This is a genomic window from Comamonadaceae bacterium OTU4NAUVB1, assembly GCA_024372625.1.
GTDB lineage: Bacteria > Pseudomonadota > Gammaproteobacteria > Burkholderiales > Burkholderiaceae_C > Variovorax.
In genome coordinates this window covers 258528-272691 of the sequence record CP099604.1, presented here as the reverse complement: position 1 = coordinate 272691, position 14164 = coordinate 258528, and the positions used below count along the sequence as shown (strand labels likewise).

General features: G+C 58.5%; 9 protein-coding genes and 2 pseudogenes. 7 read left to right on the top strand and 4 right to left on the bottom strand.

Features of this window, described 5'->3' with window-relative positions:
• Window positions 1-217 precede the first annotated feature (217 nt).
• Window positions 218-1234: a chemotaxis protein CheB gene (locus tag NF681_03455; GenBank protein ID UST52729.1), complete on the bottom strand. Its 1017-nt coding sequence runs from the start codon at window positions 1232-1234 to the stop codon at window positions 218-220.
• A 2383-nt stretch (window positions 1235-3617) separates the two neighbouring features.
• Between NF681_03455 and mobC the strand changes: the two genes are divergently transcribed.
• Window positions 3618-4172 carry a plasmid mobilization relaxosome protein MobC gene (gene mobC, locus NF681_03450; GenBank protein ID UST52728.1) on the top strand — a complete coding sequence of 185 codons (555 nt, stop codon included), beginning with the start codon at window positions 3618-3620 and terminating at the stop codon, window positions 4170-4172.
• Between the two features lie 265 nt (window positions 4173-4437).
• Window positions 4438-5064: a hypothetical protein gene (locus tag NF681_03445; protein ID UST52727.1), complete on the top strand. Its 627-nt coding sequence runs from the start codon at window positions 4438-4440 to the stop codon at window positions 5062-5064.
• 71 nt (window positions 5065-5135) lie between these two features.
• Here the strand turns inward: NF681_03445 and NF681_03440 are convergent.
• Window positions 5136-6063, bottom strand: a pseudogene (locus NF681_03440) (site-specific integrase).
• Window positions 6064-6128: 65 nt separating this feature from the next.
• On the opposite strand from NF681_03440, the gene NF681_03435 reads away from it, so the two are divergent.
• Window positions 6129-7097, top strand: a complete 969-nt coding sequence (locus NF681_03435) for an IS481 family transposase (GenBank protein UST52726.1) — start codon at window positions 6129-6131, stop codon at window positions 7095-7097.
• A 378-nt stretch (window positions 7098-7475) separates the two neighbouring features.
• On the opposite strand, the pseudogene NF681_03430 reads toward NF681_03435, so the two are convergent.
• Window positions 7476-7589 (bottom strand): annotated as a pseudogene (locus NF681_03430) (hypothetical protein).
• 1146 nt (window positions 7590-8735) lie between these two features.
• Here NF681_03430 and NF681_03425 point away from each other — a divergent pair.
• The gene (locus NF681_03425; protein UST52725.1) at window positions 8736-8996 is read left to right on the top strand and encodes a hypothetical protein; all 261 of its coding nucleotides are present in this window, start codon (window positions 8736-8738) and stop codon (window positions 8994-8996) included.
• 726 nt (window positions 8997-9722) lie between these two features.
• Here NF681_03425 and NF681_03420 read toward each other — a convergent pair.
• Window positions 9723-10502, bottom strand: coding sequence for an IclR family transcriptional regulator (locus NF681_03420; GenBank protein ID UST52724.1), 780 nt, complete (start codon window positions 10500-10502; stop codon window positions 9723-9725).
• Between the two features lie 211 nt (window positions 10503-10713).
• Between NF681_03420 and NF681_03415 the strand changes: the two genes are divergently transcribed.
• The 3 genes from NF681_03415 to NF681_03405 are packed head-to-tail and all read left to right on the top strand — an operon-like array spanning window position 10714 to window position 13954.
• Window positions 10714-11760: an amidohydrolase family protein gene (locus NF681_03415; protein UST52723.1), complete on the top strand. Its 1047-nt coding sequence runs from the start codon at window positions 10714-10716 to the stop codon at window positions 11758-11760.
• 42 nt (window positions 11761-11802) lie between these two features.
• Window positions 11803-12750 carry a hydroxymethylglutaryl-CoA lyase gene (locus NF681_03410; GenBank protein ID UST52722.1) on the top strand — a complete coding sequence of 316 codons (948 nt, stop codon included), beginning with the start codon at window positions 11803-11805 and terminating at the stop codon, window positions 12748-12750.
• The gene (locus NF681_03405) at window positions 12743-13954 is read left to right on the top strand and encodes a CoA transferase (GenBank protein ID UST52721.1); all 1212 of its coding nucleotides are present in this window, start codon (window positions 12743-12745) and stop codon (window positions 13952-13954) included. The genes NF681_03410 and NF681_03405 overlap by 8 nt, the downstream gene beginning before the upstream one ends.
• Window positions 13955-14164 lie beyond the last annotated feature (210 nt).

Sequence of the window (14164 nt, the reverse complement as noted above, 5' to 3'; positions counted from 1 at the left end):
CGTTGCGCTCCTGTGAAGAGATCAAACGACGCAAATTAGCGGCTGCCATGGAAAATCAGGCAAAGAGATCAGTCATCGCGTTGGTAGGTCTGGATAAAGAATCCAAGTGCTGGAAGTGGCACTCTCAGAGTCTCTGATGCCGTGAAACGCCATGTCAGGCATTCTCCGTTTAGCCTGGGAAGTCGTCTTGTCGGTGCCAACGAGCTGTTCCGCCTGTTCACTCCTTGGCATCGTGGCCGAAAAAGCGAGGATCCATCACCAGATCGCGAAGCGGCTGCAACCGCTGCTCGGTCTCGTCGGCCAAGGCATGCAGGCGATCGGCGTCGCTCACCGCGCCTGAGCTTCGTGCCAGGTCCGCCATCTGATGCAGCAGCATCACGCGTTCTTCAACGGCGCGCAGCGTGTCCCACAGCCCGGTGTCGATTGCATCGTTGACTTCAGCGATGAGCGTCTGCAAAGAGAAAGCGTGTCCGGTGTGACAGCGGAACCGCACGATCGATCCCTCCTCGATCTGAACCAGGACGCCGTGACAATCCGGACACGTGTACTTTGAGACTGCGCCCAGGTTCATGACGCCGCTCCTCAGGCCGTTGCCGTTGTGCGCGATCTCGTTCTCGATTCTGTGACGCTCGCCAGCGGTGGGGTCTTTAGGCGTCACGACGTGGGCCTCGTGTGTGCGGCGAACGATTTCTTGAGCCAGCTCATGCAGGGGTGCCACTAGATCGACTGAGACATGGGCAATCGCGCTTTCGGCCATAGATGAGAAAGCCGCCTCCTTGGGATCTTGGACCAAGCCGACGCCCTGATGATCCTTAATGGCCCAGAGCCCTGCCGTTCCATCGTCAAGCGTCCCCGTCAGGATCACACCGATCACGCGTGCACCGTGGTGTGCCGCAGCGGAGCGAAAGAGCACGTCGATGGCGGGGCGAACACGACATTCCTCGGGGCCGCGCGTGACCCTCACGGTGTCGGTTAAGACCATGAGGTGGCGGTCCGTGGGCGCAACGTACACGGTCCCGGGCTCGATTGCCTGGCCATTAGAGGCACTCACCACGCGCAGTGCGCTGACGCGGTCCAGGACGAGGTGCAACCCGCTGTCCGTATGCGACGGGATGTGCAGCACGACGAAGACGGCTGCGGGGAGATCTGAAGGAAGCGCACCAAGCAATGCGCTCAGCGCCTCGACGCCCCCGGCCGAGGCACCGACGACCACGATGTTGGGTGTGATTTCCATCGATTGACTCTAAGCGTTCGCAAGACTTCCTAAGTCATATCGACGAAAATATCGCAGCCGCTTTGATGATGTCCATCTTAAGCTTCATTTGACAATTTGATAATCAAGCAGTTTAAGAATTGATATACTCAAAAAACTCATTAGAGCTGATATGAATTATTCAATAAAAAAATAAGGTCTATTAGTTTTTCATAATTAAATTGATGTTGTATTCAGAATAGCGTGCAAGAATCAATTTGAATTTCAGAATGCTTGGTGCTTTCTATTCGGTCTGATGCTTGTATGTATGCCGCATTCAATTGTTTCGGCAAGAGCGTCCAACGGATTCCTCAGTCTGAGTCGTTCGTACACCTGCAGGTTGAACAAGCAGCGAAGGGTTGGTCGATCAAGCGACATGCTTGTCGCGGCGACAGAACTTCGACACTCCCAGTCTGTCTCCGCGTCTTGGCTAAGCTGGCTTTGAGACACGGCTATTGGCCATCTGGTTTGTGCACTTACTCAGTGTGCGGTGAGCCTGTAGCTCATTGCCGAGGCCAACAATCTGGCCAGGAACGTGGTGACGCTGTTCTCAATAGAGCAGGTCCAGACGCCGCGACGGAATTCACCAGCCGCGCCTTTGATCCGAATGGCCTGCAAGCCCGCGGTGTCCCATGACTGTGCTTTGAAGGCGGTTCGCGCCGCCTTCCGCATCGCCACATGGATCTCGTCGGCTTGCTTTATCAGTTCAAAAGGAGCCGCTACAGCTTGCGCGGATCAACAGCTACTAATCGACGGAACTGGTGCAGTGGGTTAGTCGACAGGCAAGTCTGCATTGCTTCAAGAATGGCCATAGGACCTGCCATGCGAGAAACAGGCGACCGGCAGGGAGATGACCATGGTCATGCCTTGCATGACAGCACCCGTGAGCGCCGCAGGTGCAAGCAAGGGCAGGGCGCTGGGACTGGGCGGGCTTGCTCGTACAGGTACAGCGCATATCCTGCTCCGTTGCGATGCTGCATTTGGGCTGCAGCGTGACCGGTGCTGAGTGGGTGTCGAGTGGATGCTGAGTGAGTGTTGAATGGGTGTCGAGTGGGTGTCGAGTGGGTGCTGAGTGAGTGTTGAATGGGTGTCGAGTGGGTGCTGAGTGGGTGCTGAGTGGGTGTTGAGTGAGGTTTCTCCCGAAATCGGATGCTGATCGGCTTCCCCTGGGGTCTCGATCGGCATCCAGTCGGGCTTCGATCGAGTTTCAATGCAGAAAAATCGGCCTTCGATCGGCTTTCGATCGGCTTTCGATCGTCTGACGATGGACGCGTGCAACGGGGCAGGATAGGCGAAGTGCTAGCACCGGCGAAGCCGGTCCTTGCACTTCGCTGGCAGCCCTTATTCGCACCTGCGGCGCTCACGGGTGACGTCCAGTAAGGCAGCCCACAGGATCGGGGAGATTTCAACGCAGACGAGGCGGCCCGAGCGCCGGGCCAGTGCCTGAGAGATCAAGGCTTGAACCTGGCTTGGCCAAGCTGCCAAGACAAGAAACCTCAAGAAAATCGAGTTCGTTGATTTACAACGACTTTTTCCGTTTTCAAGACAATCTCAGCGCCGACTCTGATGATTTCGAGCAACCAGAACACTAGATCTTGGACTTGGATTTACGCAGTCCTGGTCAGTACGCCAGATGGCAGCGAGGGTCTATGGGCTGTCGTCGTTGCGTTGGTCATGACCAACGATTCATGGAAGGGATGGACTCGTACACGTGGGACGTTTTCCCCCAAGTTGGATTTCATCGGGGTCCAGCCGAAACGCACAGGTTCGGCAAAGTGTTCGTCATGACAAACACTTTTCGATCTTCCATCGCGTCACGGCCGCTTTGTTTTGTCTTGCCCGACAGGGCAGAAAGAGGTCGCGTGAGTCGTTGTCCAAGTCGTTGTACAGGGTCGATTCCTTAGTCATGACTAAGGAATCTCGGATGGATCCGATGGCTGGATGAGGCCAAGCACAGTCCTGACAAGCACTCTTCGACCATCTCCTGACGGTACAGCAGCTCCTTACCGCTCTGTCCGATGAGATACGAACAGGGCAACGACGGTCTTGGCTTGGACGACCAAGACGGGCAAAAGCTTTGTCACGACGAAACGTTTTCGACATCGCCCTGGCGGCGCAGCCGCCTTTTTCCACCCTGCCCGACAGGGCAGACAGGGCAGACAGGGGGCGGCGTGCATGATTGCTAGCGGAAGTGGAGAAGGACAAAAGTCTTGGTCATGACCAAGACTTTGAGAGGGTGATGGACTAGTGCAGGATAGGCTTTTGCCGGGATTTCGTACCACACTACGTCGGTGTTTGAGCTTTCCATGACCCAAAGGTCACTATGCCTCGCAAGTCTGTGATCGGTGCAACCCGGGAGAGCGCCGTGTATCAACTGCGTGTACCAGCGCCGTTGAAGGCCCAGTGGGATCAACACTGTGCCAAGCAGGACGTGACACCCTCGGTCGCCTTGCGTGCCCTGATGGCCTACCTCATCAAGGACGACATCCCGCCCGATGTTCGCCGTTGGGTTGAGCACGATGGCGCGCCTGACTACGGCCCAAAGGAACGGCTGGCGGTTCGGTTCACGCCTTCCGAGTTCGAGGCGTTGACTGCCCGGGCACAAGCTGAGGGCAGTTCTCCTCAACGCTGGGTCGCCAACAGCGTGCGAGCCAGTCTGACGCACCAGCCGCAGTTCATGATGGAGACGACCCAAGCGCTCTGGGAGTCATCGCGTCAGCTTCGAGCCATTGGCCGCAACCTCAACCAGATTGCCAAGCGGCTTAACCAGGGCGAGCCCAGCACAGTCAAGACCGAGCAGTTGGACCAGCTCACCGCATACGTTCACAGCCACACCGAGAAGGTGGCAGCGTTGCTCGATGCAAGTCTGAGCCGATGGACCCTCGGGAGTGAGAACGATCGAGGCAGCGAAAAGACCTGAGGTTGGCACCGAGTTCGGAGGCGTACAAGAAGTCTGGTGCAACGCCAGAGTGGAGCAGCAAGGGCTTAGGCAGTCGTTAACCTCACGCGCAGCATCCAATCAATGAGCAGGTTTCAACAGCCAAATTGGAACAACACTAAATAGTTTGCAATTGAATTTACTTTAGAGATAAAATTATTTATAAAGTTTTTAAATTAGTAATTATTACTTAAACGGATAGCTGCTGATAGCCAAAAATTTAACCTCGACTTGAAAGTTAAATGAGATGCATGCAGTTTTCATCAAGGGTTTGCTGGTTTACCGCACGACACGCGTGGAGATTATCAGCGTGCTCATTATGATCGTCGTCTTTTCATCATTTGCGTATGGATTTCGCGATGACAAGCCAATCGCTGACCCCTCCTTGGAAGAATTTGTCTTAGGCGTAGACTCTATACTTTCCAAGCCAAAAATTTTAAATCCAAGAGTCTCAAAAGTTGAAATAAATACGGCATCGGACGATGCTTTAATTATCACCCTGATCCAACCGGCTCCCAAATATCCCGCAAGTATAATTACTGAACTTGCCGTAGATGCATTAGAAATCACGAGAAAACTTCAATTATTTCAAAAAGAGTTTTCCAACAGATCCATTCGTTTTGTTGCCATTGCGCCAATAAAACCAGGCATTGGTTTTGAACAGGCAGAAATTCTTTCTTTGGATTTTGATACTGCGACACTGATGAAAATCCCACAGAAAAAAGATTACGTTTTTCAGGATTTTCTTAACGACTCAAGAAAAGTTTCTTACATTGCAAAAACAGGCCCGAAATACGTTATCGCTTTTTGCAGAGATCACGTTTCAAGCCGTGCGAAGTTTTTCTGTATGCGCGAGACCAATAAATCACCTTAGGCCTGAAGAGCCAAATAACTAGGTTTTTGCGTTGCCGAGAACGGATCGAGTTTTACCCTCGATGAAAAATTTCAAATCAATATCCGCTCAACCTCATCGAGCGAGACCTGATCATTGCGCCGGTCGTAGAGCCCGGTGGTGCGCGAACTCTCATGGTTGGCCATCTGCTGAGCCACCTCGAGGCGCCCGCCGTTGCGCAGGTACTCCGCGATCCCGGTGGCCCAGAAGGAGTGGCATCCAATCTTCGTGGCGACGTCAGCATCCTCGGCTCGCCGCCCGATCATCCGGTAGACGTCAGATTGGCTCATGGGCCGCTCTGAGAGCTCGCCAGAGCGCCCTTTGGCCGAGCGGAACAGCCAACCCTTCTTGTCGCCCTGCAATGCCTCCTGCTGCAGGTACGCATGGCGGTACTCCTCCAGGTGGTGATGGCAGGGCATCTCGTGCTCCTTGCCGCCCTTCTCGTGCAGCCGCACCCAGGTGCGCGGCTCTGGGTGTAGACGTCCTCCACCCGCATCTGCAGCGCTGCACCCACGCGGGCAAAGGTGTAGACCATCGGGCTATCAGCGCCCGATCGCGCAGGCCGATGGGCGTGGTGAGGTCGATCGTATCGAGCATGGCCCGAGCTTCGTCAGCGGCAAGCACGGGCGTCTTCCCTTTGCGCACCGAGTGCTGTGGTCTCCTCACCGAACTGGCTGGGTTCATCGGGATGACTTGACCCACTACCAGCCAGTCGAACACCACGTGTAATGCGGCCAGAGGCTGCTTGATCGAGGATGCTGATAGACGCTGCTGCATTTGCTCGATGTAGGCTGCCATATGGACCGGCTCGATGCCGGCCAGGTCGTGCAGTCCATGTGCCTCACACCAGGCGCCGAACTTAGAGACCGAGCGCGCATATGCCTTACGCGTGTTCGGGTTACGGATCTGGGCGGTGAAGAACTCCAGCGTGCGCTTGGCCGCTGCGGGGGTGGGCCGGAACAGCGCCGGCAACTGCGCGATGGCCTTAGGTGTGCAGTCCCGGAGAGTCGTGACGTTATTCTGTCCAAACTGGAGCAAGAAACGTTATGGCAAATGTTCTTCATGGCAGCGCCCGTACAACGCCGAGAGTTCGTGCCGAGCTCCAAGCGTCGAAAGAAAAGACCAGCGTCTTGGCCGAGCGTTATGGACTGAGTCGCACGACCGTCTCGAAGTGGCGATGTCGCACCACGACGGCAGACGCGCCAATGGGCCCTCGACAACCCAAGAGCACGGTGCTTTCCCCTGCCGAAGAGGCCGTCATCGTGGAGTTCAGGCGCAGAACCCTGCTGCCTTTGGACGATGTGATGGGCTGCCTGCGTGAAAGCATCCCAAAGCTCACGCGCTCGAGTCTGCATCGCTGCCTGGTGAGGCACGGAATTTCTCGTCTCCCATCAAGCGAGATCAACACTTACAGAAGGGGAAAGTTTGCTCCGAGCGCGATTGGCTACGTGCATATCGACAGCGCCGAGATGCGTCTGGCTCAAGGCAAAGTGCACATGTTCCTGGCCATCGATCGAGTCTCCAAGTTCACCTACATAGAGTTCCGGGACGATGTCGGCAAGATGAATGGCGCGGAGTTCCTGCGCGGTGTGATCAAGGCCTTCCCGTACCGCATCCACACCATCCTCACCGACAACGGTATGGCCTTCGCAGACCTGCCCAAGAATAGAAACAAGCCTATCCATGCGTGGCTGGGAATGCACATCTTTGGCAGGGTCTGCAACGAAAACGCCATTGAGCACAGGCTCACCAAGCCCTACCACCCCTGGACAAACGGGCAGGCCGAACGCATGAACCGTACCATCAAGGAAGCGACGATCAAGGCATTCCATTACCCGGACCTCGAGAGTCTCAAAGCGCATGTGCTCGCGTTCGTATGCGCATTCAACTTTGCTAAGCATTTGAAAGCTCTGCGATGGCGGACACCCTTCCAAGCCATCACCGAAGCATGGGCAACAAACCCGACCATCTTTAAAATCGATCCGCGTCACCTCATCCCGGGACCATACACTTAACCGCCCCCAAATTTTCCAAGTAGGTCATTCATGAATGATCACTACCGTATCAGTTATAAAAAAATGTATTAGAAACTCGGGGGCAAGTAGTAGATTTCTGCCAATTGCTCACACCGACTTCGACAGTGTGTGGCATTGCTTGTGTTTTTGAAAAAGATAAGGGTTAATTGGTTGTCAGACGCCAAGCGCAAATGGCCTAGGATCATCTGCCTCATATCACTGGAGCATCCGTCTTTGATGGCTTTATGAATCCAGAAGATCTGAACCGCTTCAGAGCCCAATATCACGGTATTCTTTTTATCCTACCAACCAAGCACGATTGGCCGCCAAAAACTCACACGGATTGTATTTTAAATTTTCGATTCGCTTACTAGAGACCAATTTGGCTGGATTACCAGCCACAATCTCGCCGGGACCTACATTTTTGCTCACAACAGCACCTGCACCAACTACTGCACCCCGGCCAATGCGTACGCCAGGCAATATAATGGCGTTTGTGCAAATCCAAGCATAATCCTCGATCACAATAGAAGATTTTTTATGTTTCCACTCCGTATCCATCAAGTCGTGCGATGCGGTAAGGATAATCGCTCCATCGTTGATACAAACACGTTCTCCAATAACGATTGGGGCGTGCAGCGCAAGTTCCACCTGACCAATAAACGAGAAAGCTCCGATAGAAAGGTTTTTTTTATTACCCTCAGCTTTTACTTTTCCTATCTCTGCACATTCGTGTATATCAGCGCCTTTTTTATTCAAATATTTACGAATTCTGTTTCTATCAGTCAGTTCCTTCAAAGAAAACAAACGCTTACCCCAGGCCTTAATAAAAGGTGACGTACCTACTTCGAACGTTTTTCTGTTTTTCCATAAGTATCTGAAACTTGCCATTTTTTTCTCAAACTTTCGATAAATGTTAGCTAATGGTTATTGCGCAATTTGCACCCCGAAATAAAATTGGGGAAACAAGTGTCCAGCTGTAAACCGATTTTTTCGCTTGTGCGTTGATGTATAAATCGTATCGATATGTAGTACTTTAGTGTACTAGGGTTTGCACTAAGGCCAGCGGTCGAAAAATCGAGCTCGATAGAGGCTCGAGAGTTCATCTGGTGGGCAAGATCCATCGCGTTCCTTCCCTTGAGAACGAAAAAGTCCATCAGCTCGTCGTCGGCAAACATCGCCACGACCGCAGTTTTCTCAATGTGTTCAAGCTCTGCCCCGTAAGGGACCCCGCGGCAACGGCTTGATTCTTTTCGTGTGACATCGTAAGAAGTCGGCTGTGATTTCTTCCGAGGAGGTCCGGCCCGGCGTCAAGACCAAGCTGTGCGATCGATTCGATCACTGGGTCTGGCTCACGACGTTGACAAAAAAACGAGAAATCTGAGCCGTCATGTCACTAGCCACATCAACTTAACCAGCTGAATATTCCTACATGTTTGCATATAATGCGCAAAACATGCAAACATGCAAACATGCAAACATGCAAACATGCAAACATGCAAACATGCAAACATGCAAACATGCAAACATGCAAACATGCAAACATGCAAACATGCAAACATGCAAACATGCAAACATGCAAACATGCAAACATGCAAACATGCAAACATGCAAAAACTGAATCTAAGGTGAAACATCATGGCTAAAGCACTTGCTCTAACCCCCGACGCGTTGAACGCGCCACAAATCACGCCAAAGGCTGTGACGCCGCCGCGCGTAGCAGCCCAACCACAAGTGGCTCCCAAGCCCAAGCAGAGACCTATGCATCCGCTGCAGATCCGCATTCCACGAGAAGAGGCAAGGGCGATCAAGATCGCTGCCGCAGAACAAGAAATGACATTGAGTGATTTCATGCTTGCATGTTTTCATGATTATATGAAAACATGCAAGAAGGCTTAGCCATCATTAGCGATTTGCCTGCCAAACCCGGTTCAGTCTCTGCCTCCACAAGGGCGTACACACGCCCTGTACCGACAAGCAGGGTAAGCATCCGGTCGATGCCGAAAAGATGCCGGCCGCCACGCCATCGTGATCCGCGATGTACGCGAAAGGCACAGCAAGCACACCACAGCTCGCCCCCAGCGTCTACAACCCACTCAGCAATGACTTGGAGAAGTTCCTATATAACCCGCTTGATCGAATCCAAGGCTAGACCGGGGCCCCGAACGAGACCCCTGGAAGTGAGCAGGGCTGCGTCATCGAGGATGTGTCTTCTCATTGCAATGCTCCTGAATCCAGGCACTGAATGTCTCTTGCCGAAAGCCATGATCTGTTCGATGGTTGACGTCGTCAACCAGATGCAACACTGCTTGTTCGATGGCCTGAGCGGGTGGATGAAGAAAAAACAGTCACGGTCTGAACGCCTGCCAGATGGAACGGGAACTGCTTCATGGCATCCCGTCGGGTCCACGTCGACGTTGCATGGTCCGACCGGTGACCAGAAGCCGAAAGGGCCGACGTGGCAAAGGCAGGCATCGATGTTCCAGCCTTTGTCGTGTTGGGCAATGGACATCGACAATGCGCGGTTGGTGGGCAGCAGGAACCATCGCGCCGTTGCGAACGGAGGTTCTTCGAATGCGTCCGCACGCATGGCTCACCGGACTTCGTCGAGGACGTGGCGGTCACCTAGGCTCGGACCTCGGCGAAGTTCCGGTCATCGATCTCGCTCGATGCCGATGTGTAGATGATTTCGTTGCCACCGAGCGAGACGGCCGCCTTTCGCGCCGCTTCCAGCAGCAAGCCGCAGTTACGGGCCATCGTGCCGGGTGGAACCATCCTGGATTTCGGCCCCGAGAGGGTGAGCGCGCCCTGGAGTTCGCCCATGGCATCGAATATTGGCACGGCCAGCGAAGCCGTTTCCGCGTCACGCTCGCCATAGGAAGCACGCCAGAGCGGCGCCTGCTGCGGCACGGTCGAGATGCCGCCCGCGAACGCGATCAGGACTTTGCCCGAAGCACCCTGGTCCAGCGTGAATGCTTCCCCCACGCGGATGGAGAACCGCACGGCGCGTGGCGGTTCTGCCCGGAAGAGGACCACGCGCTGGTGGTCGCGGCGGATGTAGAAGGAAGCCGTCTCCCCGCTGCTCATGCTGAGCTGATTGAGCTGCGGCTCGATGACCTGAGCCACGGCGAACGAGTTCTGGTACACCGCGGCGAGCCTCAAGGGTTCGGGACCGACGCCGTACTGGCCATCGGGTGTCTTGCGGATGTAGCCGCCATGCTCGAGCGCGCCGAGCAGCCTGAGCACCGTGCTCTTGTACAGGCCGGTGCGGCGCGACAGTTCCGTCAACGTCAGGTGCGCATCGCTCACTCCGAACGCTCTCAGCAACGCGAACGCGCGGTCCAGCACGGCCACGCCGCTGGTGGGCTCCGCAGCTTCAACAACGGGTTCGGTCATTTCGTTCATGGGTCATCTTGGAAAACGGTCGTCCCGAGTTTCGCACTGGGGTCACGCGGCTCGAAGCGACACGCCTGACGCTGAATCGTCAGGGTTTACCCGCAATGAAACCGCGTCGCAACGACTTGAAAGTTCTTTCAGGCGGAACATAATTCCGTGCAGTAGAACCAAGCGAGCGGTCGCGGTCCGAGAGGTCTAGGCCGTTCCATCGACGACATCCATGGCCCTTTCCTCGAACAAACCCCGCTCGACCGCGACCACCGGCAATTACCTGCCGGTCCGGCGCGACTGGCTTGCGCTGCACCGGGAAGAGATCCTGGAGCCGGATCTGCCGATCATCGACGCGCACCACCACTTCTACGACCGTGCGGGCTGGCAGTACCTGAACGCCGACTACGTGGCGGATGCCGCCTCGGGCCACAACGTGCGGGGTTCGGTCTACATGCAGGCGCTGACCCGCTACCGCGCCGAAGGTCCCGACGCCCGGAAGCCGGTGGGCGAAACGGAGTTCGTCGTCGCCACGACCCCACCCCTCGGCGGCGACGGCGTCCAGGTCGCCATGGGCATCGTGGGTCATGCCGACCTGCGCCTGGGTGCGGCGGTGCGGGCGGTGCTGGAAGCGCATGTCGAAGCGGGCCGATCCCGATTCCGCGGCGTCCGGCATCTGACGACCTGGGACGCCGATGCGTCGCTCGTCAATCCGCTGACCGCCGCACCGCGCGGCCTGCTGCTGGACGGAAAGTACCGCGCTGGCGTGGCGCAACTCGACGCATTGGGCCTGTCCTATGACGCGTGGCTGCTGTCGCCCCAGTTGCCCGAACTCCTGGACCTGGCCCGGGCCTTCCCCAACCTGCCGATCGTCATCAACCACTGCGGCGGCATCGTGCGCATCGGTGCCCATGCGCAGCGGCGGCGGGAAGGCTTCGACGCCTGGTCGACGTCGATGCACGCCTTGGCAAGGCTGCCCAATGTGTTCGTGAAACTCGGGGGGCTGGGCATGCGCATCAACGGCTTCGAGTTCGAAGCGCAGCCCACGCCGCCCACGTCGATCCAACTGGCGCGAAGCTGGGCGCCGTGGATGCACACCTGCCTCGAAGCGTTCGGTGCCGAGCGGTGCATGTTCGAGAGCAATTTCCCGGTCGACAAGGGCTCGTACAGCCACGCGGTCTGCTGGAACGCCTTCAAGCGCCTGGCCAGCGGTGCGACCGCGCACGAGAAGCAGGCCTTGTTCGAAGGCACGGCACGACGTGTCTACCGTCTGGGCTGACGGCCCGGATCCACCCTTCACCCTCACGTTATCGAGACATCCATGTCATTCCTGAAACCGCGCACGCCCGACGTGCTCATCAGCGAGGTCGGCCCGCGCGACGGCCTGCAATCGGTCGCGGCGACCATGCCGACGGCCGACAAGCTGCGCTGGATCGACGCCCTTCACGCCGCCGGCGTGCGCGAGATCGAGGTGGCCTCCTTCGTTCCGGCCAAGCTGCTGCCGCAGATGGCCGACGCCGCCGAGGTCGTGCGCCATGCGATCGCGCTGCCCGGCCTGACCGTCATGGCGCTGGTGCCCAACCGCCGCGGCGCGCAGGCCGCGCTGGAGGCCGGCGTGCACAAGCTCACCGTGCCGGTGTCCGCCAGCGCCGCGCATTCGCTGGCCAACGTGCGCAAGACGCGCGAGGCGATGGTCGAGGAACTGCGTGCCATCGCCGAACTGCGCCGCGACGTCGCACCGCACGTCGGGCTGGAGGCGGGCATCTCGACGGCCTTCGGCTGCACGCTCCAGGGCGACGTGCCGGAGGACGAGGTGATCTGGCTGGCCGCGCAGTGCGTCCGGGCGGGGGCCGACGAGGCCGGCCTGTCGGACACGGTCGGCCATGCCAACCCGGCCCAGGTCCGGCGCCTGTTCCGGCGCCTGCGCGCCGAGCTCGGCGACCACGCGGGTGCGGCCCACATGCACAACACGCGCGGCCTCGGACTGGCCAACTGCCTGGCGGCCTGGGAGGAGGGCGTGCGCACCTTCGACGCGTCGCTCGGCGGCCTGGGCGGTTGCCCCTATGCGCCGGGCGCTTCGGGCAACGTGGTGACCGAGGACCTGGCCTTCATGTTCGAGGCCATGGGCGTGCGCACCGGCATCGACCTCGAGGCGCTGTTCGCGGCGCGTGCGCCGCTGCAGGCGGGGCTGCCGGGCGAACCGGTCTACGGGATGACGCCCCTGGCGGGCGTGCCCAAGGGCTTCGTCCAGGAGCTTGCCCATGCATGATCCGATCGCCACCGCGCCGGCCGCCGCGCCGCTGCCCTACGCCGGCATCCGGGTCGTCGAGTTCACCCACATGGTCATGGGGCCGACCTGCGGCCTGCTGCTGGGCGACCTGGGTGCCGAGGTCGTCAAGGTCGAGCCCGTGGGCGGCGACGACACGCGCCGGCTGCTGGGCTCGGGCGCGGGCTTCTTCCCGACCTTCAACCGCAACAAGCTGAGCATCGCGCTGGACCTGAAGACCCCCGAGGGGCGCGAGGCGGCCCTGCGCCTGATCGCGACGGCCGACATCGTCAGCGAGAACTTCAAGCCCGGCACCATGAAGAAGCTCGGGCTGGACTACGAGACGCTGCGGCAGCGCCATCCGCGCCTGATCTACGTCAGCCACAAGGGCTTCCTGCCCGGCCCGTACGACCATCGCACCGCCCTGGACGAGGTGGTGCAGATGATGGGGGGGCTGGCCTACATGACCGGGCGGACGGGCGACCCGCTGCGCGCGGGCACCAGCGTGAACGACATCATGGGCGGGATGTTCGGCGCCATCGGCGCGATGGCCGCGCTGCGCCAGCGCGAGCTGACGGGGGCGGGCTGCGAGGTGCAGTCGGCGCTGTTCGAGAACAACATCTTCCTGGTCGCGCAGCACATGATGCAGTTCGCCGCCACGGGCCGTGCCGCCGACCCCATGCCCAGCCGGATCTCGGCCTGGGGCATCTACGACGTCTTCACGGTGGCTGGTGGCGAGCAGATCTTCCTGGCGGTGGTCAGCGACAAGCAGTGGGCGATCTTCTGCGGCGCCTTCGGGCTGGGCGAGATGCACGCCGACGCGCGCCTGGCGACCAACAACGACCGCGTGCGCGCGCGCGAATGGATGATGCCGATCCTGCGCTCGCACTTGGCCGGACGCACGGCGTCGGAGCTGGCGGCGGTGTTCGAGGCCCACGAGCTGCCCTTCGCGCCGATCGCCAGGCCGCACGACCTGTTCGAGGACCCGCACCTGAACGCGAGCGGGGGGCTGGCGCCGATCCGCATGAACGACCAGACGATGTCGAAGGTGCCGCTGCTGCCGCTGACCCTGGGCGGCGAGCGCCCCGGCATCCGCCTGCAGCCGCCGCTGCTGGGCGAGCACACCACCGCCCTGCTGCGCGAGGCCGGCTACAGCGATGCGGACATCGACACCCTGAAGGCCAGAGGGATCGTCTTCGGAGCCTGAGCCATGACGCCCCGCATTCCCGGTGGTGCCGGCCACATCGGCCCGTACGTGGTGGCCGGGTCCGGCCCCGGCGGCGACACGATCGGGGCGGGCCGGACCCGCGGCGCTCGCGCCACCGCGCGCCGAGGACGCCAGGCCCGTGTGCGACAGCAGGGTGCGCCGTCGAGCGTCCCGCAGCCGAACGCACCGGGTGGAACGGCATCGTCTCCA

Coding starts and splice junctions, on each gene's coding strand:
- NF681_03455 (UST52729.1), bottom strand. CDS start 1,234: ATGGAAATCACACCCAACATCGTGGTCGTCGGTGCCTCGGCCGGGGGC.
- NF681_03445 (UST52727.1), top strand. CDS start 4,438: ATGCATGCAGTTTTCATCAAGGGTTTGCTGGTTTACCGCACGACACGC.
- NF681_03435 (UST52726.1), top strand. CDS start 6,129: ATGGCAAATGTTCTTCATGGCAGCGCCCGTACAACGCCGAGAGTTCGT.
- NF681_03425 (UST52725.1), top strand. CDS start 8,736: ATGGCTAAAGCACTTGCTCTAACCCCCGACGCGTTGAACGCGCCACAA.
- NF681_03420 (UST52724.1), bottom strand. CDS start 10,502: ATGAACGAAATGACCGAACCCGTTGTTGAAGCTGCGGAGCCCACCAGC.
- NF681_03415 (UST52723.1), top strand. CDS start 10,714: ATGGCCCTTTCCTCGAACAAACCCCGCTCGACCGCGACCACCGGCAAT.
- NF681_03410 (UST52722.1), top strand. CDS start 11,803: ATGTCATTCCTGAAACCGCGCACGCCCGACGTGCTCATCAGCGAGGTC.
- NF681_03405 (UST52721.1), top strand. CDS start 12,743: ATGCATGATCCGATCGCCACCGCGCCGGCCGCCGCGCCGCTGCCCTAC.